At 58.2% G+C, this 24733-nt stretch carries 26 protein-coding genes and 1 tRNA gene; 9 read left to right on the plus strand and 18 right to left on the minus strand.

Going from position 1 to position 24733, the window contains the following annotated elements:
* Positions 1–18: 18 nt before the first annotated feature.
* The 4 genes from prsR to ACYQ0G_RS04140 form a co-directional block, all read right to left on the minus strand.
* A complete protein-coding gene (gene prsR / locus ACYQ0G_RS04125; RefSeq protein ID WP_460099637.1) occupies positions 19–1383 on the minus strand; it encodes a PEP-CTERM-box response regulator transcription factor in 1365 nt (454 codons plus the stop codon).
* Positions 1383–3488: an XrtA/PEP-CTERM system histidine kinase PrsK gene (gene prsK, locus ACYQ0G_RS04130; RefSeq protein WP_460099640.1), complete on the minus strand. Its 2106-nt coding sequence runs from the start codon at positions 3486–3488 to the stop codon at positions 1383–1385. Before prsK ends, prsR begins: the two co-directional genes overlap by 1 nt.
* Positions 3489–3681: 193 nt before the next feature.
* Positions 3682–3978, minus strand: coding sequence for a hypothetical protein (locus tag ACYQ0G_RS04135; protein ID WP_460099642.1), 297 nt, complete (start codon positions 3976–3978; stop codon positions 3682–3684).
* A gap of 73 nt (positions 3979–4051) precedes the next feature.
* On the minus strand, positions 4052–5449 hold the full coding sequence (locus ACYQ0G_RS04140; RefSeq protein ID WP_460099645.1) for a helix-turn-helix domain-containing protein: 1398 nt from the start codon (positions 5447–5449) through the stop codon (positions 4052–4054).
* 152 nt (positions 5450–5601) lie between these two features.
* Between ACYQ0G_RS04140 and ACYQ0G_RS04145 the strand changes: the two genes are divergently transcribed.
* Positions 5602–7200 carry an isocitrate lyase gene (locus ACYQ0G_RS04145; protein WP_460099648.1) on the plus strand — a complete coding sequence of 533 codons (1599 nt, stop codon included), beginning with the start codon at positions 5602–5604 and terminating at the stop codon, positions 7198–7200.
* A gap of 11 nt (positions 7201–7211) precedes the next feature.
* Positions 7212–7403, plus strand: coding sequence for a hypothetical protein (locus ACYQ0G_RS04150; RefSeq protein ID WP_460099651.1), 192 nt, complete (start codon positions 7212–7214; stop codon positions 7401–7403).
* Between the two features lie 108 nt (positions 7404–7511).
* Here the strand turns inward: ACYQ0G_RS04150 and ACYQ0G_RS04155 are convergent, their stop codons facing one another.
* From ACYQ0G_RS04155 to efp, 6 genes are all read right to left on the minus strand, one after another.
* Entirely contained in the window at positions 7512–8849 is a 1338-nt protein-coding gene (locus tag ACYQ0G_RS04155; protein WP_460099653.1) for an amidohydrolase, read from the minus strand.
* A gap of 125 nt (positions 8850–8974) precedes the next feature.
* On the minus strand, positions 8975–10774 hold the full coding sequence (locus tag ACYQ0G_RS04160; protein ID WP_460099656.1) for an SLC13 family permease: 1800 nt from the start codon (positions 10772–10774) through the stop codon (positions 8975–8977).
* 183 nt (positions 10775–10957) lie between these two features.
* Positions 10958–11042 (minus strand) — tRNA-Leu (locus tag ACYQ0G_RS04165).
* Between the two features lie 41 nt (positions 11043–11083).
* Positions 11084–11905 carry an inositol monophosphatase family protein gene (locus ACYQ0G_RS04170; protein ID WP_460099657.1) on the minus strand — a complete coding sequence of 274 codons (822 nt, stop codon included), beginning with the start codon at positions 11903–11905 and terminating at the stop codon, positions 11084–11086.
* Positions 11906–11914: 9 nt separating this feature from the next.
* The gene (locus tag ACYQ0G_RS04175) at positions 11915–12268 is read right to left on the minus strand and encodes a hypothetical protein (protein ID WP_460099660.1); all 354 of its coding nucleotides are present in this window, start codon (positions 12266–12268) and stop codon (positions 11915–11917) included.
* A 23-nt stretch (positions 12269–12291) separates the two neighbouring features.
* Complete coding sequence (gene efp, locus ACYQ0G_RS04180; RefSeq protein ID WP_460100631.1) at positions 12292–12855, minus strand: elongation factor P; 564 nt, start codon at positions 12853–12855, stop codon at positions 12292–12294.
* 140 nt (positions 12856–12995) lie between these two features.
* On the opposite strand from efp, the gene ACYQ0G_RS04185 reads away from it, so the two are divergent.
* Positions 12996–13358 (plus strand): elongation factor P, encoded by a 363-nt coding sequence (locus ACYQ0G_RS04185; RefSeq protein WP_460099663.1) that lies wholly within the window; start codon positions 12996–12998, stop codon positions 13356–13358.
* Positions 13359–13367: 9 nt separating this feature from the next.
* On the opposite strand, the gene ACYQ0G_RS04190 is transcribed toward ACYQ0G_RS04185, so the two are convergent.
* From ACYQ0G_RS04190 to thiE, 3 genes are read right to left on the minus strand one after another with little or no spacing between them, the layout of a single operon-like run.
* Entirely contained in the window at positions 13368–14069 is a 702-nt protein-coding gene (locus ACYQ0G_RS04190; protein ID WP_460099664.1) for a M23 family metallopeptidase, read from the minus strand.
* A 17-nt stretch (positions 14070–14086) separates the two neighbouring features.
* Complete coding sequence (locus ACYQ0G_RS04195) at positions 14087–15325, minus strand: L,D-transpeptidase family protein (protein ID WP_460099667.1); 1239 nt, start codon at positions 15323–15325, stop codon at positions 14087–14089.
* A 58-nt stretch (positions 15326–15383) separates the two neighbouring features.
* Positions 15384–16016 (minus strand): thiamine phosphate synthase, encoded by a 633-nt coding sequence (gene thiE, locus ACYQ0G_RS04200; RefSeq protein WP_460099670.1) that lies wholly within the window; start codon positions 16014–16016, stop codon positions 15384–15386.
* Between the two features lie 79 nt (positions 16017–16095).
* Between thiE and ACYQ0G_RS04205 the strand changes: the two genes are divergently transcribed.
* Entirely contained in the window at positions 16096–16488 is a 393-nt protein-coding gene (locus tag ACYQ0G_RS04205) for a hypothetical protein (RefSeq protein ID WP_460099673.1), read from the plus strand.
* A 20-nt stretch (positions 16489–16508) separates the two neighbouring features.
* On the opposite strand, the gene ACYQ0G_RS04210 is transcribed toward ACYQ0G_RS04205, so the two are convergent.
* The gene (locus ACYQ0G_RS04210) at positions 16509–17396 is read right to left on the minus strand and encodes a fructose bisphosphate aldolase (RefSeq protein ID WP_460099676.1); all 888 of its coding nucleotides are present in this window, start codon (positions 17394–17396) and stop codon (positions 16509–16511) included.
* A gap of 135 nt (positions 17397–17531) precedes the next feature.
* Here ACYQ0G_RS04210 and ACYQ0G_RS04215 point away from each other — a divergent pair, with 135 nt between their 5' ends.
* Positions 17532–18290: a flavodoxin family protein gene (locus ACYQ0G_RS04215; protein WP_460099679.1), complete on the plus strand. Its 759-nt coding sequence runs from the start codon at positions 17532–17534 to the stop codon at positions 18288–18290.
* Here ACYQ0G_RS04215 and ACYQ0G_RS04220 read toward each other — a convergent pair whose 3' ends face one another.
* Genes ACYQ0G_RS04220 through tkt form a run of 4 tightly spaced genes read right to left on the minus strand, consistent with a single transcriptional unit; the run spans position 18291 to position 22974 of the window.
* The gene (locus tag ACYQ0G_RS04220; RefSeq protein WP_460099681.1) at positions 18291–18749 is read right to left on the minus strand and encodes a PaaI family thioesterase; all 459 of its coding nucleotides are present in this window, start codon (positions 18747–18749) and stop codon (positions 18291–18293) included.
* Positions 18746–19945 (minus strand): phosphoglycerate kinase, encoded by a 1200-nt coding sequence (locus ACYQ0G_RS04225; RefSeq protein WP_460099683.1) that lies wholly within the window; start codon positions 19943–19945, stop codon positions 18746–18748. Before ACYQ0G_RS04225 ends, ACYQ0G_RS04220 begins: the two co-directional genes overlap by 4 nt.
* Before the next feature lie 14 nt (positions 19946–19959).
* Complete coding sequence (gap, locus tag ACYQ0G_RS04230) at positions 19960–20967, minus strand: type I glyceraldehyde-3-phosphate dehydrogenase (RefSeq protein ID WP_460099686.1); 1008 nt, start codon at positions 20965–20967, stop codon at positions 19960–19962.
* A 15-nt stretch (positions 20968–20982) separates the two neighbouring features.
* Positions 20983–22974, minus strand: coding sequence for a transketolase (gene tkt / locus ACYQ0G_RS04235; protein WP_460099690.1), 1992 nt, complete (start codon positions 22972–22974; stop codon positions 20983–20985).
* 181 nt (positions 22975–23155) lie between these two features.
* Here tkt and ACYQ0G_RS04240 point away from each other — a divergent pair, with 181 nt between their 5' ends.
* The 4 genes from ACYQ0G_RS04240 (at position 23156) to ACYQ0G_RS04255 (ending at position 24704) form a co-directional block, all read left to right on the plus strand.
* Positions 23156–23338, plus strand: coding sequence for a hypothetical protein (locus ACYQ0G_RS04240; protein ID WP_460099693.1), 183 nt, complete (start codon positions 23156–23158; stop codon positions 23336–23338).
* Complete coding sequence (locus ACYQ0G_RS04245) at positions 23335–23649, plus strand: cell division protein ZapA (protein WP_460099696.1); 315 nt, start codon at positions 23335–23337, stop codon at positions 23647–23649. The genes ACYQ0G_RS04240 and ACYQ0G_RS04245 overlap by 4 nt, the downstream gene beginning before the upstream one ends.
* Positions 23650–23919: 270 nt before the next feature.
* Positions 23920–24492, plus strand: a complete 573-nt coding sequence (locus ACYQ0G_RS04250; RefSeq protein WP_460099698.1) for a 5-formyltetrahydrofolate cyclo-ligase — start codon at positions 23920–23922, stop codon at positions 24490–24492.
* Positions 24489–24704 carry a DUF2842 domain-containing protein gene (locus ACYQ0G_RS04255; protein WP_460099701.1) on the plus strand — a complete coding sequence of 72 codons (216 nt, stop codon included), beginning with the start codon at positions 24489–24491 and terminating at the stop codon, positions 24702–24704. The genes ACYQ0G_RS04250 and ACYQ0G_RS04255 overlap by 4 nt, the downstream gene beginning before the upstream one ends.
* Positions 24705–24733: the final 29 nt, after the last annotated feature.

A 24733-nucleotide genomic window follows, 5' to 3' on the forward strand; every position in this document is an offset into this window, starting at 1 on the left:
GCGTGATCCGGTAATCTGTCAGTCCTGTAAATCGTACTGCTTCAGCAGGTCGTAAAGGGTCGGGCGACTGATGCCCAACAGCTTTGCCGTCATCGAGATGTTACCTTGACTACGAGCCATCGCCTGCCGGATCATCCGTCGATCCGCAGCCTCTCGCGCTTGCTTAAGGTTTAGCGGTTGCTCACCTCCCTCGCCGCTTTGCTCCAGATCGAGATCCGCCGCAGTGACGAGCTTGCCATCGGCCATAATAACTGCGCGTTTGACCCTGTTCTCTAACTCGCGAACATTACCAGGCCACTTCCAACCATCAATCGCTTCTAGCGCATCGGGCGCAAAGCCTTTGACCTGAGGATTCATTTCCTCGGCAAATCTAGTCAGGAAATGTTTGGCTAAGAGGACGCTGTCACCCGGGCGTTCGGTTAATGCAGGCACCCTGATTACCACTTCGGCCAATCGGTAGAACAGATCCTCGCGAAACGTATTGTCGCCGATCATTTCTTCGAGGTTTTGATGAGTCGCGCATACGATGCGGGTATCAACCGCGATTGGTGTACGCCCCCCTAGCCGTTCGATAACCCGCTCCTGCAGAAAGCGCAGTAATTTGACTTGGAGTGCGAGCGGGATATCACCTACTTCATCGAGAAAGAGAGTGCCACCGTGAGCCATCTCAATCTTACCTTCGGTGGTTTTTACCGCTCCAGTAAATGCTCCCTTTTCATGTCCGAAAAGTTCGCTCTCGAGAAGGCTTTCTGGAATTGCGGCACAATTGATTGCTACGAAGGTGCCCTTTCTACGGTCGCTTGCCTCATGTACGCCCTTAGCCAGCAGTTCTTTTCCAGTTCCGCTCGCACCGAGAAGCATAACCGAAATGTTGGTAGGCGCCACTCGTTCGATCGTTCGCGCAACCTTAGCCATTTCAGGTGCGGCAGTAATCATCCTACCCAGAACCGTTTTGTCTTCGCCAATCTTGGCGGAAAGTCGGCGGTTCTCAATTTCTATCTGGCTAAGTTTGAAAGCGCGACCGACGATAAGCCCGAGGTTCTCGATATCGACCGGTTTTTGATAAAAGTCGTAAGCGCCCCGTTCAATGGCCTGCAAAGCGCTTTTGCGTGCGCCATGGCCCGAGGCAACAACCACTTTAGTATCTGGCTTCATCGCCATTATCGCATCTAGCACGGCGAAACCTTCACTCGTTCCGTCAGGGTCAGGCGGTAAACCCAGGTCGAGAGTTACTACAGCAGGCTCTTGACTGCGAATGGCTGCCAGCGCCTGATCTCGGTTACCGGCAATAACGACATCATAGTCATCGTAGGCCCATTTCAGTTGTGCCTGCAGCCCTTCATCATCCTCAACGATAAGCAATGTCGGCTTGGTTTGCGCCATCAGGCCGCTTCCTTCCTCGTGATTGCCTTTGCACCCAAGAGCGCGTGAGCGGAAGCGAGCGGCAAACTAATGGTAAAACGAGTACCGAGACCCTCGCGGGACTCTACATCCAGTCTGCCACCCATGGACCGGATCAATTCGCGAGCTTCATAGGCGCCAATACCAAAACCACCGTCTTTGGAAGAAACGAAAGGAGTAAACAGACCACTTCGAATGAAACTGGGGCTCATACCCTTGCCGCTGTCTACAATTTGCACGATGCCAGATAGTCCGTCGCTGAAAATCTCAAGCATCACAGCGGATTCAGGATCACTGGCTTCGATCGCATTCTGCAAAATATGCGCTGCAGCCTGTTCGAAACCTTCTGGATTTCCGCTCACCTGCAGCGGTTCCGACCGAAGTAAGGTTATGGTATGCAAGGCCGAATAACGATCGATCAAAGCTCCCATATGACTCGTAATATCGAAGTCGCGGCCTTGCTCTTGGCCAGCCGTTCCATATCGCCCTAGCCGGGCCAGCATCGTGTTTAACTTGTCGGCACTGTTACGAAGGGTGATAAGCATGTCTTTACGAAATTCCGGCTTTTCGGCATGCTTCTCAGCGTTTCTGAGCAGCAGGGACATCTGGCTGGATAGGTTCTTGATGTCATGCATCACGAAAGCCATTCGCCGATTGAATTCGTCAAATCTCGTCGCTTCGGACAACGCTTCCTGGCCCGCTTGTTCGGAAAGGTAACTCGCCAGTTGCTGTCCCACGACGCCAAGTAGGTCGAAATCCTCCCAGTCGAGCTTTCGGTCGATGAGAGGTCGCGAGAGTACGATCAATCCTATCAAACGCTCGAAATGCAACAGTGGAACGACTGCCCATACCCGATCGTCTTCGAGAAACCACTGAGGAAGGTGATCGAGTTCTCCCTGATGCTCTACTCCTGCACGGCTTTCGTCCAAGTCTAGGATCAGACCTGTCTTCTCGAATATTTGCGCGAGTTCCGGTGAAATGGCGTTGCCCGGGATCCTCAGGTCTGGCCATCTCCAATGCCCGCCAGGCTGCAATGTCCCATCCTCATCGGATAAAAGCAAAGCCCCTGAAGGACTCTCGGTAATTTCCGCGAGCGCCTTCACCGCTCGCTCCTGCAACGGACTATCTCCGTTCGTCGATCGGCCCATTGTGTGAGTGAAGCGAATCCACTCATTGCGATAGTCATAACGATATTTGAAGAGATGCTTGATCGCGGTGACCTTGGCCCAACCGCGCAGCTTGTCTGAAGGTAGCCAGATCAGCGCCAAGGCTGCGGCGCCAACAAGGAGGCCTACCTGAGTAAGCCTTCCAGCATTCTCTTCGAAAAGACTCAGCCAGCTTGCAAAGAGAAGCATGGCGGCGAGGTAAGTCCCGATAACCATCAGCGAGAGAAACCGGAATGTTACTGTGCGCGATGGACTAAACGTTAATCCTGCAGCTTTTTGATTGAAGCCAATGGCAAAGGGGATGGCGACCATGGCCACTGCAAGGCCCCTCGTCGCTACTAGTTCGGCTGGATATGAACCAGATAGCCAGGCGACATTGTAAAAATTCAGAGTGAAAGCCCAGAAGCCAGCCATCGCCGCGGCATTCCACCGCAATATTTGGCGTGAACGCGGCGATGCTCCGACATACAAATTATGCACCATGACCAGCGACCCTGTAGCCACGAGCATACGAAACATCGCCGACGTCTCAAAAACGGTTGCCGTTGTCCCGTTAGGCCATCCGGCATTATAAGCCAGTAATATGAGGGCCAATTGAAGCGCTTCTACAAATCCCAGAGCTAACGCGACCGGACGTACCATTCGGACGCTTTCGTCACGGCCATCATTTGCGAAATGCCGCAGAAGAGTAGCAAGCCAAGCTACATTCGCGGCCACTTCCGTCAGTAACAAAATTGAATGGTCTGGGTCGAAACTCGCTGCCGCGACACACCAGTTCGCAGTCAGCGCAAGCGCTACGACGGCCGACCAGCGATCAGACCTTTCGGGATCTCCAAAACGAGCGATCCACACCGCACATATCCCGGCAATAATCGCGCCAACTGAATACGAAAGATAAGAGACGTGTGCTGCCCAATCCATCAGGGATGAGCCTTCTCACCAATCTTTCTCAAGACGGACATAAGACCGCTAGACCCCATTTGCTCTGCCAAAGTGATTGAGCAGCAGTATGGCGCAATGATGAATTGTCGGTAAACTTTACAGTTAAGAAATAGAAAAAACGGCGCGCCTTCGAAGGATGCACCGTCGTTTTTGGCCCTAAGATTTAGGTTTATCAGTCTTCAACTGCATCTTGAACTGCGGTCCCCGCATTCTGTGCAGCATCGCCCACCTGTCCTGCGGCCTCGCCAACTTCAGAAGCAGCACCAGCCACCGCATTGTCCTTCGCTACTTCCGCTCCACTCATTTGCGAGAAGAAGAAGACAGCCGCGATAGCAACTACCAATACAATGATTGCGATTAGCCAGCCTGCACCCCCGCCGCGACGACTCTCTCCATCAGTGATCACCGTATGTGTCGTGTGCGTATCTCCCGATGGACTGCGCGTCTCGGTAATGCGTTCTTCGGTCATGGATTTTCCTCAGCTGACCCATTGAATGTGGCAAAAACGCGGCTACCGCTCGAGCGGTTCCGCATAAAGAGGGTTAACGCGCTGATTTTTCTCCATCGCCAAACTCGAATGGGGAAATCCCTCGCCGCATGCGATCGAAGCGTAGGCGGCGTCCCCGAGGCGGCAGAGAGCGCTGAGAACACTCTTCCCGATAGCATCGTGCGCACCCAGGACCAATTATCTGAGCTTCGGATGGACGAAAAGAAATACCCCGTGCCTGGGCCAAGTCGCCAGCAAGAACCGCCTCGATGCCTAGTATAACGACAAAGCGCGCTTCGCCTGGAACACCGCTACCCTCGACACTTCGCATAATAGTGAACCATCCGCCCTGAGACTCGTCGCCTTGTTCAAGGCTAACGAACTGGGCAACCAATTCGCCACCGCGCTCGAAGGCCCGGTGAGCATCCCATAGCGGGCAAGACACATCTTCGCTCGCGAACCGCGCCGAACTAGCTCCAAGGAAACGTTTGGAGAATTGGCCCGCCCTGTCGAGACGAGCCATGAAAAAGGGCAAACCGCGCTGACCGACCCGTTGTAATGTAGTTAACCGGTGCGCGAGTTGTTCAAAGCTAACGCTAAACCTGCGCTCGAGAACAGGTAGGTCGTATCCGGTACCTTCGCAGGCGCGCAGGAAACGGCCGTAGGGCATTATCAGCGCAGCCGCGAAATAGCCCTCGAGGTGGCGGCTGAAAAGCGCCCGCGCTTCCTCATCGTCAAATTGAGCACCCTGCGCAATGTTCGGAATTTCGTCCTTCATCTCCAATTGAGCGATTTTGATTGCGAGTTGGAAATTGCGCGACGCCGGAGCGAGTAATTCCGAAAGCTGAACCTGACGGGCATGTAGATCCAGTCTGCTGAGGCTATCGGGCAAAACGTCGCGCGGGAGAATACGCACGGAAAGCTGGTGACGTTCTCTCAATCTCTCCGTCAAAGCCAGTCCGATGTCGCCGCGAGAAAGACGCATCTCGTCCGCCAGTTCCTCGGCAGCATGGTCGAGATCTGCAAAATGATTTCGCCAGCGCTCCACTTCACGGCGTGATGCTACGAGAGGAGAGTCTTCCACAGCCGCTCCTGCCCGAGCATTGTCGAAAAGCTGCGCAAATGCAGCCGCTACGTTTGGAGCCGTAGCAAGGAAATCGTCGACCTCATCGCGATCTATCGGGAAGGCAGCAAAGCGCTCATCGGCGAACCTTCGCATCAAACCTTCGAGCCCTCCGATTGCCTCATCTTCACGAATGCTGCGCGGATCGAAGTCGAATTGTTCTACCAACGCCATTACAACGCGGGCACTTACAGGGCGCTGATTTCTCTCGATAAGATTAAGATAGCTTGGCGAGATTGCCAGACGGCTAGCCATTGCGGCCTGCGTCAGGTTCTCCCGTTTCCGTAAACGGCGAATAGCGGGACCGGCCTGAAGCGCAGGATCAGCCATTTGTAAAGTCCTTTACAACGTTACATCTAATTTTTGCGCATAATGGCATTTTAGACAAGTTATTCTGTAAATTTTCCTGCCGGAGCGCGGGTGTTTAGGCCATAACCATCTCAAGGCCACACAGGCCACCCGGACGGACAGGAGATACCGCAATGACCTACCAGAGCCGCATTGCCCAAATGAACGAAACCATTAGCCAGAACGGTGACAGCTGGGCAGCCATCGATAGCGCAAGCGCCGCGCGGATGGCTGTGCAGAACCGCTTCCCCACCGGACTCGACATTGCGCGCTACACCGCGAAAATCATGCGCGAAGATATGGAAGCCTATGATGTTGACCCGGCGAACTACACCCAATCGCTGGGCACGTGGCACGGCTTCATTGCTCAACAAAAGATGATTTCGATCAAGAAGCATTTTGGCAGCACCAAACGACGCTACCTTTATTTGTCAGGATGGATGGTTGCCGCGCTGCGTAGCGACTTTGGACCCCTTCCCGATCAATCCATGCACGAGAAGACAAGCGTCCCCGCACTGATCGAAGAGATTTACACCTTCCTCAAGCAGGCTGATGCCCGCGAACTGGGCGGTATGTTCCGCGAGCTTGACAACGCGAAAGAGAAGGGCGATGTGGTTAATACCCATCGTATTCTTCGGGAAATAGATGAGCATCAAACGCATGTTGTTCCAATCATTGCGGACATCGATGCCGGTTTCGGCAATGCCGAGGCGACCTATCTTCTCGCCAAGAAGATGATCGAGGCCGGTGCCTGCGCGCTCCAGATCGAGAACCAGGTTTCTGACGAGAAGCAGTGTGGCCATCAGGACGGAAAGGTCACCGTTCCCCACGAGGACTTTCTTCAGAAGATCCGGGCGATCCGGTATGCCTTTCTTGAGCTTGGTGTACCCGACGGTGTCATCGTTGCCCGCACCGACAGCCTCGGTGCTGGCCTGACCAAGCAGATCGCCTTCTCGAAGGAGCCTGGCGACCTGGGCGACCAGTACAACGCCTTCCTCGATTGCGAGGAGGTTGATCCGGCCGACATTAAGAACGGCCAGGTCTTCATTAGCCGCGATGGCAAGTTGCTCGCGCCTAAGCGCTTACCCAGCAACCTTTACCAGTTCCGGGCCGGGACCGGAGAGGATCGCTGTGTGCTCGATTGTATAACAGCACTCCAGCACGGGGCCGATCTCCTGTGGATCGAAACCGAGAAGCCGCACATCGGCCAGATCGGCGGCATGGTTGACCGCATCCGCGAGGTAATCCCCAATGCCAAGCTGGTCTACAACAACTCGCCCAGCTTCAACTGGACGCTCAATTTCCGTCAGCAGGTCTATGACGCTTGGGAAGCCGACGGCAAGGACGTTTCGGGGTTCGATCGCGCCAAGCTGATGAGCGTGGATTACGACGGCACCGAACTAGCGGAAGAGGCTGACGAACGCATCCGCACCTTCCAGAAAGACGCGGCGCGCCAAGCGGGTATCTTCCACCATCTGATCACCTTGCCGACCTATCACACGGCTGCATTGAGCACCGACAACCTTGCCCGCGAGTACTTTGGTGATGCCGGAATGCTCGGTTACGTCAAGAACGTCCAGCGCGAGGAAATCCGCCAGGGTATCGCCTGCGTGAAGCACCAGAACATGGCCGGCAGCGACATCGGCGATGATCACAAGGAGTACTTTGCCGGTGAAGCGGCCTTGAAGGCCGGCGGCAAGGACAACACCATGAACCAGTTCGCAGCCGCGTAAGGAGAGGAAGGATGACTACGATGACCGAAGACACCCCCAAGACCGAGCCCGGACGCGCACGCGCCCTGTTCTCGACCGCCGATTTCCGCCTGCTGCGCACTGCTTTGACCAGCTACGCCCGCCAGACGGATGACCGCGAGGAGTTGGCGAAAATCAACGCCCTGCACCATCGCCTTGGCACTTACGTTCCCTCGGACGGCTAACATGAATTTCCGCACTCAAGCAGCGAAGCATTAGCGCGGAACATCCTTTCTCCTGGGGAGGAGAAGCGGCCACCGGAGCAACCCCCAAAAGCTCCGGTGGCCGTCATTTTATCCGCCGTTGGCAGGCATGAGATCGAGCGCCGCACCTGCCAGCGCTTCCGCCCCGGTCCGCACCACGGCTTCCGCATCGGGCGCCCAGTAGGGTGAGTGGAGCGAGGGCAGCGGCGTGCCCTCTTCCTTCAGCGCAGTGAGCATGTCGGCGGGCGTGCCGCTAATCCAGAAGATCATGCTCTTCACATCCTCTGGCGCAGCGCGGCGGAACTGGCTGAAATCTTCGCCGCCCATAACTGCCGGTGTGGCGAACACGGCCTGATCGCCGAAGCGTTCGCGGAACGTTGCCGCCATCTCTTCGGTGAAGTCGGGGTCGTTGAAAGTCGACGGCGTATAGGGATCCTCTACCGTCACGACGGGATAGAGCTCTTCCGGCAAACCCGCCGTGATCGCTTCGCCCCGAGCCACGCGGCGGATGCCATCGAGAAGCAGTTTGCGGCTTTCATCGGAATAGCTGCGGACCGTCAGCTGAAGCTTCGCTTCGTCCGAGATGATGTTGTGCTTGGCACCCGAATGAAAGCTGCCCACCGTTATCACGGCGGGGTCCAATGGCGATGAATTACGGCTCACTACCGTCTGCAGCTTCATCACGATCGCACTGGCAAGCACGATGGGATCCCGCGTGGTGTGCGGATAGGCCCCATGGCCGCCCACGCCCTTTACCTGAATGTCGACGCTGTCGACATTGGCCAGCGCATATCCGGAGGTGTAGCCGATGGTCCCGGCGGGCATGGGCGCCGCGGCATCGTGGAAGGCGAGCGCATAGTCCGGTTTGGGGAACCGCGTGTAGAGTCCATCTTCCAGCATGGCGAGCGCACCGAGCCCCAGTTCCTCGGCTGGCTGGAGCACCATGACCAGCGTGCCCTGCCATTCATCCTTGCGCTCAGCCAGCAGCTGCGCCGCCCCGATGAAGCCCGCCATATGGGTATCGTGACCGCAGGCGTGCATGACGCCGGTCGTCACGCCGCTTGCGGGCGTGGCAGTGACCGTACTCGCATAGGGCAGGCCCGTTTGTTCCACGACAGGGAGCCCGTCCATGTCGGCGCGAAGGAGGACCGTGGGGCCATCGCCGTTCTTCATGACGGAGACCGCGCCGGTCTTGCCGACGCCTTCGGTCACGTCGAACCCAAGCGCCCGCATTCTCTTCGCCAGCTTCGCCGCCGTCTTGTGTTCTTCGAAACTGAGTTCGGGATGGGCGTGCAGATCGCGATAGAGCTCCATCAGTTCGGGCATGTCTTCGTTCAGCGATGTGCGAAGGTCCTGAGCGGCGGCAGATGTGGAGCACGCAAGCGCAGCACAGGCCGCCGCGAGCATCTGTTTGCGGATGTTGGACATACGGAGGGGGACTCCTACAGGATGGAACACATGGAGCACGGTCCTGGAGAAGGAATCGCCCCACCCAAAACCGCCAGGCTTTCGATGAGGCAGACTGGCAGAGCGAACGCGATTAGGAAAGCGCGCTACAGGCTGTAGGTGAGGACGAGGCCGATCGAGAGCGACGCAACCATGATGATGACCAGCGGCACCCCGGTTTTCACGTAATCGCCGAACTGATAGCTGCCCTCCGCCATGATCAGCATATTGGTCTGATAGGCAATCGGCGTCGCGTAGGAGAGATTGCAGCCGAACAGCACCGCCAGCACCAGCGGTTCGGCAGGAAGCCCCAATTGCGAAGCGATGGCGAAAGCGATCGGTGTACCGACCGTTGCGGCCGTGGCATTCGAAGCGAAATTGGTAAGGAAGGTGACGAACACCATGATCGCGGCGAGCACGAATGCGGGCGGCAGGTACTGCAGGCCATAGGACATGGCTTCCCCCAGCCACGCCGCTGCCCCGCTTTCGTCGATGATCCGGCCGATGGCGATGCTGGCCGCAACCAGCACGATGACTTGCGCGGAAAGCGCACGGCCCACTCGGTCAAACTTTACGCAGCCGGTCAGGAACATCAGGATTGCGCCGCCGAGAGCGGCGATGGCAATGGGAAGGAAACCGAAAGACGCAAGCGCCACGGATCCGGCCATGATGCCGGCGGCCAGCCATGCCTTGGACCGGCGCGGCAGTTCCCGCTTACCCTCGAGCTGCAACAAACTGTCGCCATTGGCAAAGGCTTCCAGATCATTCTGGAGGCCCATCACCAGAAGGACATCGCCCTCCCTGATGCGCATATCGCCGACATCGCTGAATTCGTCCTTCTGCCCGATCAGCGTGTCGGGACGGTGGAGGCCGACGACAGCCACCCCGTAGAGGTCTGCTATGCCCGAGGTGGGTAGCGTGCGACCGGAGAGGCGACTGTCCGCCGTCACGGTCATCTCGACGACCTGGATATCCTCGCCGGTCTCACTGTGCTGACGCTGGATGCGCTCCAGAACCCACCCCGGGGCTGCTTCGCCCCGCAAGACTGCGATAGCTTCTTCGATGGCGACGTGTGTCCCCGACACCCGGAGCCGTTGACCAGGACGGAATAGGCCCGGCTTCACATCATGAAATTCGATGTCATTCGGCAGCCGCGAACTGATTTGCGCCATTTCGCGACCGTTGAGCAGGCTGTCCTCAGTAACCCTCAGCCGTGTGAAGAACCGCCGCTGTTCAAGGGTCTGCTCCACCCGGTTGTCGCTCAACATCCTGGGCATCACCAGCCACAGATATGGTAGCGCCATGATTGCCGCCCCGAGCACGATGGGGGTGTAATGAAACACGCTCATCATCGGCATTCCCAGATCGACGGCGATCGAGACGACGAGGATATTGGTCGAAGTGCCGATGGTCGTAGCCAGTCCGCCGATCAGCGAAGCAGCATTGAGAGGCATCAGAGTTTTCGACGCGGGCATGGCGCCGCGTGCCGCCAGCGTCACGAAGATGGGAATCAACAATACGAGGACCGGGGTATTGTTAACGAACATCGACAGGAAAAACGCGAGAAACAGCGATAGCAACAGGCCGAGATGGGTGTTGAACTTGAACACCCGCTCCAGAAAGCGGGCAGCTGGGTCCAGTGCGCCAGTCACGATCAGGCCGCGCCCGAGGATCATCAGGGCGCAGATGGTTATAAGGGCGTAATGGCCGAAACCGCCGAATGCGATGGCAAGGCCATCGGTTGGCGATTGACCGTCGAGCGGGAAGAAATAAAGGCCCACTGCGATCACAGCGATCGTCAGCAGCGAGATGATCTCGATCGACATGCGTCCGCGCGCAAAGGCGATGAACATCGCGACAGTCACGCCCATCGCGGCCAGAGCGTGGTATGATGGCATTCCGATCATTCGATATTCGAAGTCCCAAACCGCCAGAGCGAATGCAAGCAATTGTTTGCTTTCATTGCGCCCCAATCCGGCACCATATCATTGCGGGAAGCGCAAAACCGTCCTCGCAACCGTTCTAACACGAGATGCGATTCGCCGAGCGCCGCTGGTCGGCTCACGAGGTGAAATTATTGCGGAAAATTGTGGTACCCCCGGCCGGACTCGAACCGGCACTTCGTAAGAAACTCGATTTTGAGTCGAGCGCGTCTACCAATTCCGCCACGGAGGCACGTGTTGGAGCGCGGGAGTTAGCCGCGCTCCGAAGCGGCATCAAGCCTTCAAAGCATTCACGAGCATTTTATGCAGTTTTGAATGCAGCTGATCGTTCGCAGCCAGCACCTGTTTCGAGTGGATCGGCTGCGATCGTCCGCGGTAATCGGAGACGAAACCGCCCGCTTCACGCACGATCAGACAGCCTGCCGCGGTATCCCAGTCGTTGAGCCCGCTTTCCCAGAAACCGTCATATCGACCGGCGGCGAGCCAGGCGAGATCAAGCGAGGCCGCACCGAAGCGGCGGATACCCGCCACATTCGGGCCGATAGCGTTGAAAATCTTCGACCATTCGCCGAAATCGCCATGCCCTGCGAACGGAATGCCGGTGGCGATCAGGGCTTCGGACGGGTTACGGCGCGACGACACGCGAAGGCGCGCATCGTGCAGCCATGCACCTCGGCTCTTCTCCGCCCAGAACGTCTCGTCGGTCACCGGATTGTACACGACAGCGGCGGTAACGTCGCCCCAGTCGTCGCTACCCAGCTTGCGTTCCTGTACCGCGATGCTGATCGCGAAATGCGGGATGCCATGCAGGAAGTTGCTGGTGCCGTCGAGCGGATCGACGATCCAGCGCGGCATGCCATCCTTGCCTTCGATCGTGCCGGCCTCTTCCATTTCGAAGCCCCAGTCGGGCCTCGCCAGAAGCAGCTCGTCATAAATCGCGCGTTCGGCGCGCATGTCGGCCTTGGATACGAAATCGGCAGGACCCTTTCGGCTAACCTGCAGATGCTCGATCTCGCCGAAGTCGCGGCGAAGGCGGCCACCCGCCTTGCGCGCGGCTTTCTCCATCACGCGGATCAGTCCGGAAATTGCGGCCATTGTTATCTCTTATTCGGTAAGGACGCGGATCGAGCGCGCCTGCAGATGAATGTTACCCCACTCGCAGGCCATGTCGAACTTCGTGCCCTCGATGTGAAAGGTCTCGATCGCGAAACGGCGCTGCATGCCCTCGCCCGCATTGTCGCGGCGGTCGAGCTGGAGCTTGCTGATGCCAGCGAATTTCAGAAGGCCGGGGTGGAAACAGCAATCGTCCCCCTCGCCCGGCGCTTCATAATCGGGATGCGCCGGCTCGAGGCAGAAATCCATCTCCAGCGTCAGTTCGTCATCATTGATGATGACGGCACGCAGGGTGCTTTTCTCGATGTCGATATTGTCGAAACGGCTGGCGATCGATTTACCCATGAGAGCGACTCCTTGACTTGCCCTTAGCTCGCCTTGCCGACGTAGCTCTGCTCGTACACGTCGACCACGATCCGCGTACCGCTTTCAATGTGCGGCGGGACCATGATGCGAACGCCATTGTCGAGCACGGCGGGCTTGTAGCTGGAGGAGGCAGTCTGGCCTTTGACCACGGCATCGGCTTCGACGATTTCCGCTTCGATGTGCTGCGGCAGTTCGACCGAGATGGGCTTTTCTTCCCACAGTTCGAGCTTCACTTCCATGCCGTCCTGGAGAAACGGGCGGGCATCGCCGAGCAGGTCGGACGGCAGGGTGATCTGTTCGTAAGTACCCTGATCCATGAACACGAGCATGTCGCCGTCCTCATAGAGGAACTGGTATTCCTGCGTATCGAGGCGCACCTTCTCGACCGTGTCGGCGCTGCGGAAGCGGACGTTGGTCTTGCGGCCATCCTGCAGGTTCTTCATTTCGACCTGCATGTAGGCGCCGCCCTTGCCGGGCTGGGTGTGCTGGATCTTGGCGACCTTCCAGATGCCGCCTTCATATTCGATGATATTGCCCGGACGGATGTCCACGCCGCTGATCTTCATGAGAAATGCCTCGATGTGAAAGAGCGCTGCCGCTTCGGCGGTCAGCCATGTGGTGCGCGCCTTACAGCTTGGCGACACGCTCGGCAAGGCGGTGGAAATTTTGCAATGCATTCCCTATCTCGCCTGATGGAGGCCATGACATGAAAAGACTGTCCATCGCTTTGATGACCATCGCGGCTCTGACCGCCTCACCCACGCTGGCGCAGGGTCGACTGGGGCTACTGCCGCAGGGCGATTACGTGTGCGCGTTGCCCGGGAATGCGGACGGATCTGCCTGGAACGAGGTGGAGCGCGCAAATTTCTCGATCACTGGCGCGTCCAGTTACAAGGCGCGCCATGGCGCGGGGACCTATCTTCTGGAAGGCCGCAGGCTCACCTTTACGCGCGGGCCCATGAAGGGTATGCAGATGATGCGCGTTTCCAGCGGAATGCTGCAAGAGATCAACAGGTCAGGCAAGCTTGGCCGTATGCGCTGCCACCGCGCCGGCCCTCTGACGAAATAACCTCAGCTCTTACTGCCTACTCAGCAGCGGATAGGGATTGACGGCATTGGCCGGCTCCCACCACGCCGCGTCCTTCGTGGTCTGCAGAATCGCGAAGTGGAGATGCGGCGCATCGGCTGAAGCATTCCCGCTGGAGCCTACCTCGCCCAGCCGCTGCCCACGGCGGACTTTCTGCCCTTCCTTCAGCCCTTCGGCATATTTATCGAGATGCGCGTAATAATGGATTGTGCGCCCATCGTTCGAGCGGACGTAAATCGTCATGCCCCCCGCATCGGATTCGAACAGCTTCTCGATCACGCCGGGCGCCGCGGCGACCACGGATGTTCCTTGTGGCGCCATGATATCGATCGCCTCATGCAGCCGCTCTCCACCCCCGCGCGAATCGGTATAGGTGTCTGACAGTTCCGAAGGCCGTACATTGAGGACCGGGATCATCAGTTCCCTGGCGGCGCGTTTGTCGACTGGTTGCGCAAAATCGGTGTTGAGCGGGGCGGCATTGCGAGCTTGGTCGGAAACAGGCGTTTCCGAACCATCATCTGCCGAACCGGTGGTGATCGGTGAAGGGCTCGGCGCAGCATCGGCCGGCCGGGTGGTATTGCGCTGACCATCGGCAGTCGCATTTTCGATGAGGCTGCCGCCCGCCACGATCCAGATTGCACTGGTAATCGTGGCGGTGACGACGATGGTCAGAAGGCGGTCGACTATGTTCATGGGCCGTCCCTACCCCTTCAGGCCTCGAAAATCACCTGAGTTGATTGCGAGACCATGCCTGCAAGCCGTGCGGCATCCCAATTGGTCAGGCGTACGCAGCCGCTCGATTGGGCTCGTCCGATCGTTTCCGGATCGGGCGTCCCGTGGATGCCGTAATGCTCTTTCGACAGGTCGATCCAGACGACGCCCACCGGACTGTTGGGTCCGGGAGGTAGCTTGAAGGTCTCACCGTCTTCCTTGCCGCCTGAAAGAACTTCGGGATCGTAGCTGTAAGGCGGATTGTAGGCTTCTCCCACAATGTCCCATTCGCCAATCGGCAGCGGGAACTGGCTCGAGCCGGAGCTCACCGTGAATAGGGCTACCAGCTTGTCGCCCTGATAGGCCTTCAGTGTCTTGCCAGCCTTGCTGACGACGATCTTGTCGACTTCGGGCTGGTCCGTGCCGATACCCAGGCTGGCAAGCGTATGCTGCCAGTCGCGGTCCTCGACCTTGCCCTTCGCGATCCGATCGTTGCCGATGTTCGGCACGCGGATCTGCTGCCCTGCGGTAAAGAAATCAGCGGTCTTTGCGGTGGAGTTCGAGTTGGAAGAATTGGTTTTGTCGGTATCGGACGCACCGGAGCCGGAAGTGGTAGAACCGTCCATCCCGGCCGGCTTCCCGCCAGGGTTGAGCATCTTCAGGACTTCGACCGTGGTATGGAAACGTTCGGCCAGTCGCTCGTCGAGCGATTTGTAACCCATCCGCTTGAGCTCGGCTTTGCCTTCGGGGTCTTCCGGAATGTTGACGTAATCGGTCTGGCCCCAGCTTCTCGGTATAGTGACGACGCGCGTTGCGGGGATCGAATCCCAATCGGACAACGCAGTTTTTGTCGCTTCATCCAGTTCGCCCGTGACCTTCAGGTCGTTGGCCTCCTGAAAGCCGTTGAGCGCGTTCTCGGTGCTCATGCCCATCTTACCGTCGATAACGCCGGGGCCGAAACCGATGCGGTCCAGCACGACCTGCGCCTGCATCACCGGCCGATCCTGGCTATCGGGAATGTCCTGATCTTCCGTAGCTACGGAATCGCCCAGTCCGTAGGCGTCGTCATTCGACGCCATGGTGTCAGCGAGGTTATCGTCATCGTAAGTTTCGTAGCCATAGTCTTCGCTCGGCTGCGACTGAGCAGTTGTGTCGGTGGCAGCACTGTCTTCGGCATCATTTGTGCCACAGGCAACCAGGGCGAGCGATGATACGGCGACGAAAAGCATATTACGCATGGAGTCTTCTCCTGAACTAGTGCGGGGAGGCGACCCACCCCGTTTCAGGAGACACAACTCACTCGCCGGAGATTTGCTCCTTGAAGGCTTTGATGGCTGCGACTTCATCACCAGACCACACGGCACTCGACACCGCGAGAAAGTCTGCCCCGGCATCCACAAGGGGCTTGCAGTTGGATGGGGCGATGCCGCCGATCGCCACACTCGGAATCTCGACCAGAGATGTCCACCATTCGATCAGATCGAGCCCTGCGCGATGTTCCGTATTTTTTGTTTCGCTGTCGAAAAAGGCGCCGAAAGCGACGTAGTCGGCCCCGGCCTCTCCCGCTTCAATGGCCAGGTGGCGCGATGCGTGACAGGTCACCCCGATCTGGGCCTCCCTGCCCAGCTCTTCCCGAGCCTCGGCGACATCGCCATCGCCTTGGCCCAGATGCACACCGTCAGCCTTGAGGCGCTTGGCCAGCGGTATCGAATCGTTCACGATGAAAGCCACTTCACGCTCTGCGCAAATTTGCTGAAGCGGTTCAGCCAGCGCCGCGGCCTCGTGCTGGTCCAGTCCCTTCACCCTGAACTGGAAAGCGGTGACCAATCCTTCGCCCGCGTCGAGCGCACGCTCAAGTCGTTTGGGAAAGTCTCCCGAAACGTCCAGTGGCGAGATGAGATAAAGCTGCGTTGGAATTTGCTGTGTCATTGCGCCGCCTCGTACCCTCCGAATAGGCTTTCGTCGACATTCAGATTGGCGCAATGCAAGCCAAGCCTAAGAGAGCGGCATGATCAGACCTTTAGCCCTCGCGCTTATCGCCCTTCCTCTCGCCTCCTGTGCGATCATTCCCGATACACCGCGTGTCGGTCAGGACGCGGCCTCACAAGGAACCCCGGTTGGGATAGGTAAATCCGTATGGGCTGGCGACGCGATCCTGACCCCGCTCGCCGTGACCGAGGACAGCCGCTGTCCGCAGAATACGAACTGCATTCGCGCAGGCGAGCTCAAGGTCTCAACGCGGATCACTTCGACGCATTGGGCACAGACAGCGGAACTCACGCTGGGCAAGCCCCACGAAATCCTTGGCCGCAATTACGTGTTGGTATCCGGCGTTCCGGAAAAGCAGGCCGACCGCGAGACGCAGCCGGCCGAGTATCGCTTTGTGTACGAGCGGCGATAACGCCGCAAATACGTTTCTGATCAGGTTACGCTGGCCGCGTGGATCTGGTCGATCGCGCCCGACAGCGTCCCATCGAATTCCGCATCGCTCTGCTGCTTGCGGAGATCCTGCAAGAGGCCGCGACTGAAACTTGCGATCATGCCCGGGTTCTTGGCCAGTTCCGCGCAGGCGTCCTCTGTCGAATAGCCGCCCGACAGCGCGACCACGCGCAGCACCTTGGGGTGCTTCACCAGATCGGCATAAAGCCCGGCGTCCTTGGGAATGGATAGCTTGAGCATGACCTGCTGATCATCGGGCAGCGCATCGAGCCCTTCAACGATGGCATCGAGCATGACCTTCTCGCCTTCAGCGCGATCGGTCGCGTTGATGTCGTATTCGGGTTCAAGCATGGGGACGAGGCCGCAGGCGAGGATACGTGCACCTTCCGCAAATTGCTGGCGCACGGCTTCCTTGATGCCGACCGGATTGGCAGACTTGATTACGCTGCGCATCTTGGTTCCGAAGACGCCCAGTTCCTTCGCACGTCGGCAAAGATTTTCGAGCTCGGGGTTTTCCTTCATCAGCTGCGCGCCGTCGCGCTCGTCTTCAAGGCCCTTGTCGACTTTCAGAAAGGGGACGATGCCGCGTTCCTTGAGACGTGCGGGAACGCTTTTGCCGCCGCTCTCTCCGTCCATGGTCTTTTCGAACAGGATCGCGCCGATAACCTTGCCATTTCCGAAACAGGGGCTTTCGATAATGCGCTGGCGCATTTCATGGATAAGGCCGAACATCTGTTCATCGCCGCTCCATTCGCCTTCTTCGACTCCGTAGCCACGAAGCGCTTTGGGAGTTGAGCCACCCGACTGGTCGAGCGCCGCAATGAAGCCCTGCCCAGTTGCAATACGCTCGCGCATTTCATCGAAAGTCATATCTGTATTCCCGTCGTGTAGAGCCAAGTCTGCATTCGTATGCACTGCCATACAAAACCATATTCGCACCTGCAACAGGGCGCGGGCAACTTATCGCTTCATACATCGTATCTCCAACAAGCGAGAGGAGAACGTATGTTAGACGAAACCCAGCAAAAGCTTTGCAGTGAAAGCCGGACAGATTTTTCCGACCTCAAAGCGGTGACGATCAACTGCACGCTCAAGCCATCGCCCCAAGGCTCCCACACAGACAAACTCCTTGGCGTCGTGGAGGCCATTCTCGTGAGAAATCAGGTAGCCCTCGAACAGGTCAGGCTGGTCGATCACGATATCGCGCCCGGGGTCTATCCCGATATGACAGAGCATGGTGCGCAGAGCGACGATTGGCCAGCGATCTGGGAAAAGGTCGAGGCGGCCGACATTCTGGTTATAGGGACACCGATCTGGCTGGGTGAAAAGTCGAGCGTCTGTCAGCGCCTGATCGAACGCCTTTATGGGCATTCTGGCCAAACGAACAATCAGGGCCAGTATGTTTTTTACGGAAAAGTAGGCGGCTGCATCGTGACCGGCAATGAAGACGGCATCAAGCACGTCGGTATGGGAGTGCTCTATTCGCTCCAGCATGTGGGCTATACCATTCCGCCTCAAGCCGATGCGGGATGGATAGGGGAAGCAGGCCCCGGGCCCAGCTATGGAGACCCTAAGCAGGATAGCGCCGGTTACGTGGGGTTCGACAATGACTTTACCCGCCGCAACACGACTTTCATGGCATGGAACCTGATGCACATGGCGCGCATGCTGAAGGATGCAGGCGGCATCCCGGCCTGGGGAAATTCTGTCAATCTTTGGCAGGACGGACATCGTTTCGATGCGCCCAATCCCGAATATCGTTGATCAGTCGCGGCGGGTAATCTTGCGAATGATGCCGTTGAAGCTGAGCACCGGCTGACCATCCGCGGTAATCTTGCCGACGACATAAATCGTCTTTCCGCCAGCACGGACCACTTCGCCCCTCGCTTCGATAAGCTGGCCGCAGCGCGCCGGATCAAGAAAGTCCCCGGCGAGGTGCATGGTAACCCCATGAGAGCCCGCCAGTGCGTCGGTCGCTATGGTGAACAGCGCACTATCGGCGAATGTCATGAGGCAGCCGCCATGCATAAAGCCCGCGCCATTCATGTGCCGGTCTTCAGCACGGAAGGCGGAGATATGAGATCCGTCATCGTCGCGCCGCTCATAGAATGGACCGGTACGCTGTTCAAATGCGTCCCCGCTCCATTCGAACCAGCCGGCAAATTCACCTTCGGTGACAGGCGTCAGCCCACCGCCGGACCCAACCGCTTTGTTTTCGCTCATTTTGTCAGCGCTGCGACACCAGGCAAATCCTTGCCTTCCATCCATTCGAGGAAAGCGCCGCCAGCGGTCGACACGAAGGTGAAATCATCCTTCACCCCGGCCTGCGCCAGTGCGGCCACCGTGTCCCCACCTCCGGCGACCGAGATCAGGGAACCGTCCTGGGTGAGCGCAGCCGCTGTCTTGGCGAGCGCCACTGTGGCTGTGTCGAACGGCTCGGTTTCGAACGCACCCATGGGCCCGTTCCAGACCAGAGTACGGCAGGTCTTGAGCACATCGCCCAGCGCTTCCGTTGCGAGCGGCCCCACATCGAGAATCATCTCGTCTTCGGCCACCTCGTGCACGTTGCATGTCCGCATGCTGGGCGGATTGGCGGCGAATTCCTTCGCTACCACTACGTCATAGGGGAGGTGCACGGTGCATCCGGCGTGATCGGCCTGATCCATGATCCGGTTCGCCGTGTCGGTGAGGTCGTGCTCACACAGCGATTTGCCGACCTTTACGCCGCGTGCGGCAAGGAAGGTGTTGGCCATGCCGCCGCCGATTATCAGGTGCTGGACCCTGCCGACGAGATTTTCGAGCACGTCGAGCTTGGTAGAAACCTTTGCCCCACCCACCACGGCAACAACCGGCTGCTCGGGGCTACCGAGTGCAGCGTCCAGAGCTTTCAGTTCTGCTTCCATTGCCCGCCCGGCGTAGGCTGGCAGATAGTGAGCCAGCCCTTCCGTCGATGCATGGGCACGATGCGCGGCAGAAAAAGCGTCGTTGACGTAGAAATCGCCATGTGCGGCAATACCCTTGGCGAATTCAGGATCATTCGCCTCTTCTCCCGGCCAGAACCGCACATTGTCGAGCAGGCCGATGTCGCCATTGGAAAGGATGCCGATCGATTGTTCGACCACGGGGCCCATGACCTCAGGAATGAACATGATCTCGCGGTCCAGCACCCGCTCGATGTCGCCTTGCACCATGCTGGTACTCATGGTTGAAAAGCGCTGCCCCTTCGGACGGCCGAAGTGGGCGAGCAGGAGAACCTTTGCGCCCTTGTTCGCCAGTTCGAGGATCGTCGGCATCGCAGCTTCGACCCTGGTAACATCGCTGGCGCGCCCTTCCTGCATCGGAAGGTTCAAATCGACGCGCACGAGCGCGACCTTGCCGGTCACGTCGCCAAGGTCATCCAGGGTCTTGAAGCTGCTCATTTCGTAGGCTTTCCTTAGAGGAACTTGGCCATCACGCCCGCAGTGTCGAGCATGCGGTTCGAGAAGCCCCATTCGTTGTCGTACCAGCTGACGACGCGGGCAAGCTTGCCCTCCATGACGCTGGTCTCGAGGCTGTCGATGGTCGAGCTGGCGGGATAATGGTTGAAATCGCTGCTGACCAGCGGCTGGTCGGTATAATCCAGCACACCCTTCATCTTGCCTTCTGCAGCTTCCTTCAGCGCTGAGTTCAATTCCTCAATGCTCGTGTCACGACCGGGCGTGAACACCAGGTCGACGAGGCTGACGTTCGGCGTTGGGACGCGGACGGATGAGCCATCGAGCTTGCCGGCCAGTTCAGGAAGCACCAGGCCAACTGCCCGGGCAGCGCCCGTCGTGGTCGGGATCATGTTCTGCGCGCCGCCGCGGGCACGGCGCATGTCGCCATGCATCTGGTCGAGCATGCGCTGATCGTTGGTATAGCTGTGGATCGTGGTCATGAAGCCGCGTTCGATACCCACGGTATCGTGCAGCACCTTGGCCATCGGTGAAAGGCAGTTGGTGGTGCAGCTGGCATTCGACACGATGACGTCGTCGGCAGTCAGCGTCTCATGGTTCACACCATAGACGATGGTCGCCGATACATTCTTTGCCGGGGCGGAGATCAGGACGCGCTTCGCGCCTGCCTTGAGGTGCGGTTCTGCCTGTTCATGGCTCTGGAAGAAGCCCGTGCATTCCAGGACGATATCGATGCCCATGTCAGCATGCGGCAAATTGCCCGGATCACGTTCGCTGGTGACCTTGATTGACTTGCCGTTGACGACGATTGCGTCGCCATCGACTTCGACCGAACCGGGGAAACGGCCGTGCGTACTGTCATACTGGAACAGGAGCGCATTCGACTTGGAATCGGCGAGATCGTTGATCGACACCAGATCGAGATCGTGATCGTCACGTTCCAGAATGGCACGCGCCACGAGGCGTCCGATACGTCCGAAACCGTTGATTGCAACCTTGGTAGCCATGTGAAAAGCTCCTGCTTAAACGTTCAGTTTGTTCATGATTTGCGGCACGATTGCATCTGCAGTGATGCCGAATTTCTCGAAAAGGTCATCGGCTGGCGCAGAAGCGCCGAACCGGTCGATCCCGATATTGAGACCGTTTGCCATCGTGTAGCGTTCCCAACCGAAGGTCGTTCCGGCCTCGATGCTGACGCGCAGGATTTCGCCCGGATCAACATTGGGCAGAATATCCGCCTTGTAAGCATCGTCCTGCTCATCGAACAGTTGCGTGCAGACCATCGAAACGACATCCGCACCTACACCCTGCTTTTCCAAAGCCTCTGCACATTCCAGCGCGATATGGACTTCCGAACCGGTCGCGATGAGGATCACCTTGCGCTTGTTACCGGCTTTCTTGAGGCGATAGGCACCCTTTGAGCACATATCGGTCTCGTCCGGCGCGTTCCGAACTTGCGGCAGGTTCTGGCGGCTCAGAGCAAGGACTGTCGGCCTATCTTTGTTACGCAGTGCAATTTCCCAGCACTCTGCTGTTTCAATCGCATCGGCAGGACGCATGACCAGAAGGTTGGGAATCATCCTCAAGCTCTGCACGTGCTCGATCGGCTGATGCGTTGGACCATCTTCGCCAAGGCCGATGCTATCATGCGTCATCACGTAGATGGCGCGCGCCTGCTGCAAAGCCGAAAGCCTGATGGCGCCACGGCAATAGTCGGTGAAGACTAGGAACGTGCCGCCATACGGTATCACGCCGCCATGCAGCGCCATACCGTTCATCGCCGCTGCCATTCCGAATTCGCGGATGCCGTAATAGATGTAGCGACCTGAATAATCGTCAGCCGTGAATGGCCCGATTCCACCTGCCTTGGTGTTGTTCGAACCGGTAAGATCGGCGCTTCCACCCATGGTTTCAGCCAGTTGACCATTGATCTGGGCCAAGGCCATTTCGCTCGCCTTGCGGGTCGCGACCTTCACAGGCTCGTTCATCAACGACTGGATGTAATTGTCCAGGCTGAAAGTCTTGGGCAAGTCGCCTGCCATGCGGCGCTCGAATTCCGAACGCTCGCCATTTGCAAGAAAGCGATTTTTCCATTCGTCGTGAGCGATTTTCCCGCGCGCAGCGGTGCCGCGCCAGTCCGATAGAACCTGCTCCGGAATTTCAAAAGGTTTCGCTTCCCATCCGAGCACGTCACGTGCGGCAGAGATTTCCTCGTCGCCCAATGGCGCACCATGGGTTGCGCTGGTGCCCTGCTTGCTAGGGGCGCCCTTGCCGATCACCGTGCGGCAGGCGACCAGCGATGGCCGCTCGCTGGCCTGCGCTTCGTCCAAAGCGCGGCGGATATCATCGAAATCGTGCCCATCGCAGCTGACTACATGCCAGCCGGTTGCCTCATAGCGAGCCTTGATATCCTCGCTGGTCGAAAGCCCGGTCGAACCATCGATCGTAATTTGGTTGTCGTCCCAAAGCACGTTCATCCGGCCCAGCTTGAGGTGACCAGCCAGCCCGATGGCTTCGTGGTTGATCCCTTCCATCAGGCACCCGTCGCCAGCGATCACCCAAGTACGGTGATCGACAAGGTCATCGCCGAAATCAGCGTTAAGCTTGCGTTCGGCGATCGCCATGCCGACTGCCATCGCGAGACCCTGACCCAACGGACCGGTCGTGCACTCGATGCCATCGATCAGGAAATTCTCCGGATGCCCGGCGCAAGGGCTGCCAAGCTGACGGAAATTGCGAATATCTTCCATCGTCGGATGCGCATAGCCGGCCAGATGGAGCAAGCTGTAAATCAGCATCGAACCGTGCCCGGCCGACAATACGAAGCGATCACGGTCAGCCCAAGCTGGATCGGCCGGATCATGCTTAAGGAATTCGCTCCACAGCACAGTGGCGACATCGGCCATGCCCATCGGCATGCCCGGGTGCCCTGAGTTTGCCGCCTGTACCGCGTCCATGGAAAGTGCCCTGATGGCGTTGGCCATCTGGACCATGCGAGCGGTGTCGAGACTCATAAGGTAGGTTCTCCGGCAAATATGTGGGCGATTCGACGCGCGCGCACCCATCGCGAAAGGGGTGCTGCAGGTCAACCCGAAGGCCTTTGGTAAAGGTTGCCTGCGTTGGCTGGCGTAATTTATCAACAGGAGCTGCCAAGCCTTTGCCAAGGCGCGTCAATATCGTTAATTCGGGCTCACCATGAGCGAGCAACGCATCAATGGCGCTATCGACAGGATCGAAAGAGCGCTCATCCGGATCGAGGTACAAACAGCCCGGGCACGCGGGTCGGGCGATCTCACCGCTTCTCACGAGAAGCTGAAGGCGCGGGTGTCGGCCAGCCTTTCCCAGCTCGACGGCTTAATCGAAAGCCTGGAAGGATGAGCGACGTCCGGCTCGAAGTCGGCGGACGCCGCTACACGATTGCCTGCGCCGACGGCCAGGAAGACAGCGTGCGTCATCTCGCAAGCATGGTCGATGGGAAGCTCGCCCAGATGGGGACGAACCTCTCCAACAACGAAGCGAAGAACCTGTTGTTCGCGGCTATCCTGCTCGCTGATGAACTGGATGAAGCCAATAAGCGTACTGCGGCTCCTCCCCCGCCCGCGGTTCAAATCGATACCACCGCAATAGCCGATAAACTGGAAGCGCTAGCCGCTTCGCTGGAAAATGCAGCGTCGAGACTTGAGGGCTGACGACAGCAACCCTAGATAGGGATCGGCGGGGCTGCCCGGCACGAGCCGCATGAACATCCCTGAGGCTATAAGCAATCCTAGGGAGCTGTCCCTACCGGATTGGCGGGTTCGTCCTGGCGATCTGGATATACGGCGCCCACCTGACGTGAAGGCGTCAGAGGATTTTCCGGCACCGACCCATGGTGGTCCCGTCACTTTTTTGCTGCGCTATCGCTCAACTCTGACTGCGATATGGCGAGATAGCGACATCTTGTTCGATAAAGGCACCGCGTGACCAAAGACGAACTTCGTAAACAACTACGCCAGCGACGCCGTGATCATGTCGCGAGCTTACCGGATACGATGCGTGCGCTCGTATTTCACAGGCCGCCGGGTTCGTTGCTCGATATCATAGGCCAAGACGCGGTGATTGGGCTCTATCGCGCCAATCCCTTCGAAGCTCCGGCGACGTCCTACGCGAAATTTTTTCTCGAACGCGGTCATGAGGTCGCTCTGCCTCGCTTCCATAAGAAGAATGCGCCGATGGAGTTTGCCAGGCATTCCGATCCATTCGATGAAGAAGATCTCGAAGTCGGCCCCTTCGGCCTTCTCCAGCCTTTTGCCGATGCGCCGGTTTTGCAGCCCGACTTCCTCTTCGTGCCACTTCTTGGCTTTACCGAAAACGGCCAGCGCCTTGGCCAAGGGGGCGGCCACTACGATCGCTGGCTGGCCTCGCATGAAGACGCAAAGGCAATCGGAATGGCGTGGGATTGCCAGCTGGCCGATGAACTTCCAATGGAAGCACACGATCAGCCTCTCTGGGCGGTTGTCACTCCCACTCGCCTCTATGGACCATTTTCATGAGAACCGAACCGACGTGGCGTATTCCAGTGGGGCTGCTGGGCCTGTTGATGGTCCTGATCGTCTATGGAATTGTAATCGCGCGCTACTTGCCGGACCTGATAGGTAGCTGGCCAGCATTGGCACAGACTGTCGTCTATGTTGCCTTGGGGCTTATCTGGCTTCTCCCCTTGGGGCGATTCCTCACATGGATGGAAACCGGCAGCTGGCGCTAAGCGGAACCGCGGACGTATTGATGCCGTTT

The organism is Qipengyuania triglochinis (assembly GCF_054655615.1).

What these genes read in the sequence shown, in the direction of transcription:
- prsR (WP_460099637.1), bottom strand. Translation starts at nt 1,383, where the DNA reads ATGGCGCAAACCAAGCCGACATTGCTTATCGTTGAGGATGATGAAGGG.
- prsK (WP_460099640.1), bottom strand. Translation starts at nt 3,488, where the DNA reads ATGGATTGGGCAGCACACGTCTCTTATCTTTCGTATTCAGTTGGCGCG.
- ACYQ0G_RS04135 (WP_460099642.1), bottom strand. Translation starts at nt 3,978, where the DNA reads ATGACCGAAGAACGCATTACCGAGACGCGCAGTCCATCGGGAGATACG.
- ACYQ0G_RS04140 (WP_460099645.1), bottom strand. Translation starts at nt 5,449, where the DNA reads ATGGCTGATCCTGCGCTTCAGGCCGGTCCCGCTATTCGCCGTTTACGG.
- ACYQ0G_RS04145 (WP_460099648.1), top strand. Translation starts at nt 5,602, where the DNA reads ATGACCTACCAGAGCCGCATTGCCCAAATGAACGAAACCATTAGCCAG.
- ACYQ0G_RS04150 (WP_460099651.1), top strand. Translation starts at nt 7,212, where the DNA reads ATGACTACGATGACCGAAGACACCCCCAAGACCGAGCCCGGACGCGCA.
- ACYQ0G_RS04155 (WP_460099653.1), bottom strand. Translation starts at nt 8,849, where the DNA reads ATGTCCAACATCCGCAAACAGATGCTCGCGGCGGCCTGTGCTGCGCTT.
- ACYQ0G_RS04160 (WP_460099656.1), bottom strand. Translation starts at nt 10,774, where the DNA reads ATGATCGGAATGCCATCATACCACGCTCTGGCCGCGATGGGCGTGACT.
- ACYQ0G_RS04170 (WP_460099657.1), bottom strand. Translation starts at nt 11,905, where the DNA reads ATGGCCGCAATTTCCGGACTGATCCGCGTGATGGAGAAAGCCGCGCGC.
- ACYQ0G_RS04175 (WP_460099660.1), bottom strand. Translation starts at nt 12,268, where the DNA reads ATGGGTAAATCGATCGCCAGCCGTTTCGACAATATCGACATCGAGAAA.
- efp (WP_460100631.1), bottom strand. Translation starts at nt 12,855, where the DNA reads ATGAAGATCAGCGGCGTGGACATCCGTCCGGGCAATATCATCGAATAT.
- ACYQ0G_RS04185 (WP_460099663.1), top strand. Translation starts at nt 12,996, where the DNA reads ATGAAAAGACTGTCCATCGCTTTGATGACCATCGCGGCTCTGACCGCC.
- ACYQ0G_RS04190 (WP_460099664.1), bottom strand. Translation starts at nt 14,069, where the DNA reads ATGAACATAGTCGACCGCCTTCTGACCATCGTCGTCACCGCCACGATT.
- ACYQ0G_RS04195 (WP_460099667.1), bottom strand. Translation starts at nt 15,325, where the DNA reads ATGCGTAATATGCTTTTCGTCGCCGTATCATCGCTCGCCCTGGTTGCC.
- thiE (WP_460099670.1), bottom strand. Translation starts at nt 16,016, where the DNA reads ATGACACAGCAAATTCCAACGCAGCTTTATCTCATCTCGCCACTGGAC.
- ACYQ0G_RS04205 (WP_460099673.1), top strand. Translation starts at nt 16,096, where the DNA reads ATGATCAGACCTTTAGCCCTCGCGCTTATCGCCCTTCCTCTCGCCTCC.
- ACYQ0G_RS04210 (WP_460099676.1), bottom strand. Translation starts at nt 17,396, where the DNA reads ATGACTTTCGATGAAATGCGCGAGCGTATTGCAACTGGGCAGGGCTTC.
- ACYQ0G_RS04215 (WP_460099679.1), top strand. Translation starts at nt 17,532, where the DNA reads ATGTTAGACGAAACCCAGCAAAAGCTTTGCAGTGAAAGCCGGACAGAT.
- ACYQ0G_RS04220 (WP_460099681.1), bottom strand. Translation starts at nt 18,749, where the DNA reads ATGAGCGAAAACAAAGCGGTTGGGTCCGGCGGTGGGCTGACGCCTGTC.
- ACYQ0G_RS04225 (WP_460099683.1), bottom strand. Translation starts at nt 19,945, where the DNA reads ATGAGCAGCTTCAAGACCCTGGATGACCTTGGCGACGTGACCGGCAAG.
- gap (WP_460099686.1), bottom strand. Translation starts at nt 20,967, where the DNA reads ATGGCTACCAAGGTTGCAATCAACGGTTTCGGACGTATCGGACGCCTC.
- tkt (WP_460099690.1), bottom strand. Translation starts at nt 22,974, where the DNA reads ATGAGTCTCGACACCGCTCGCATGGTCCAGATGGCCAACGCCATCAGG.
- ACYQ0G_RS04240 (WP_460099693.1), top strand. Translation starts at nt 23,156, where the DNA reads ATGAGCGAGCAACGCATCAATGGCGCTATCGACAGGATCGAAAGAGCG.
- ACYQ0G_RS04245 (WP_460099696.1), top strand. Translation starts at nt 23,335, where the DNA reads ATGAGCGACGTCCGGCTCGAAGTCGGCGGACGCCGCTACACGATTGCC.
- ACYQ0G_RS04255 (WP_460099701.1), top strand. Translation starts at nt 24,489, where the DNA reads ATGAGAACCGAACCGACGTGGCGTATTCCAGTGGGGCTGCTGGGCCTG.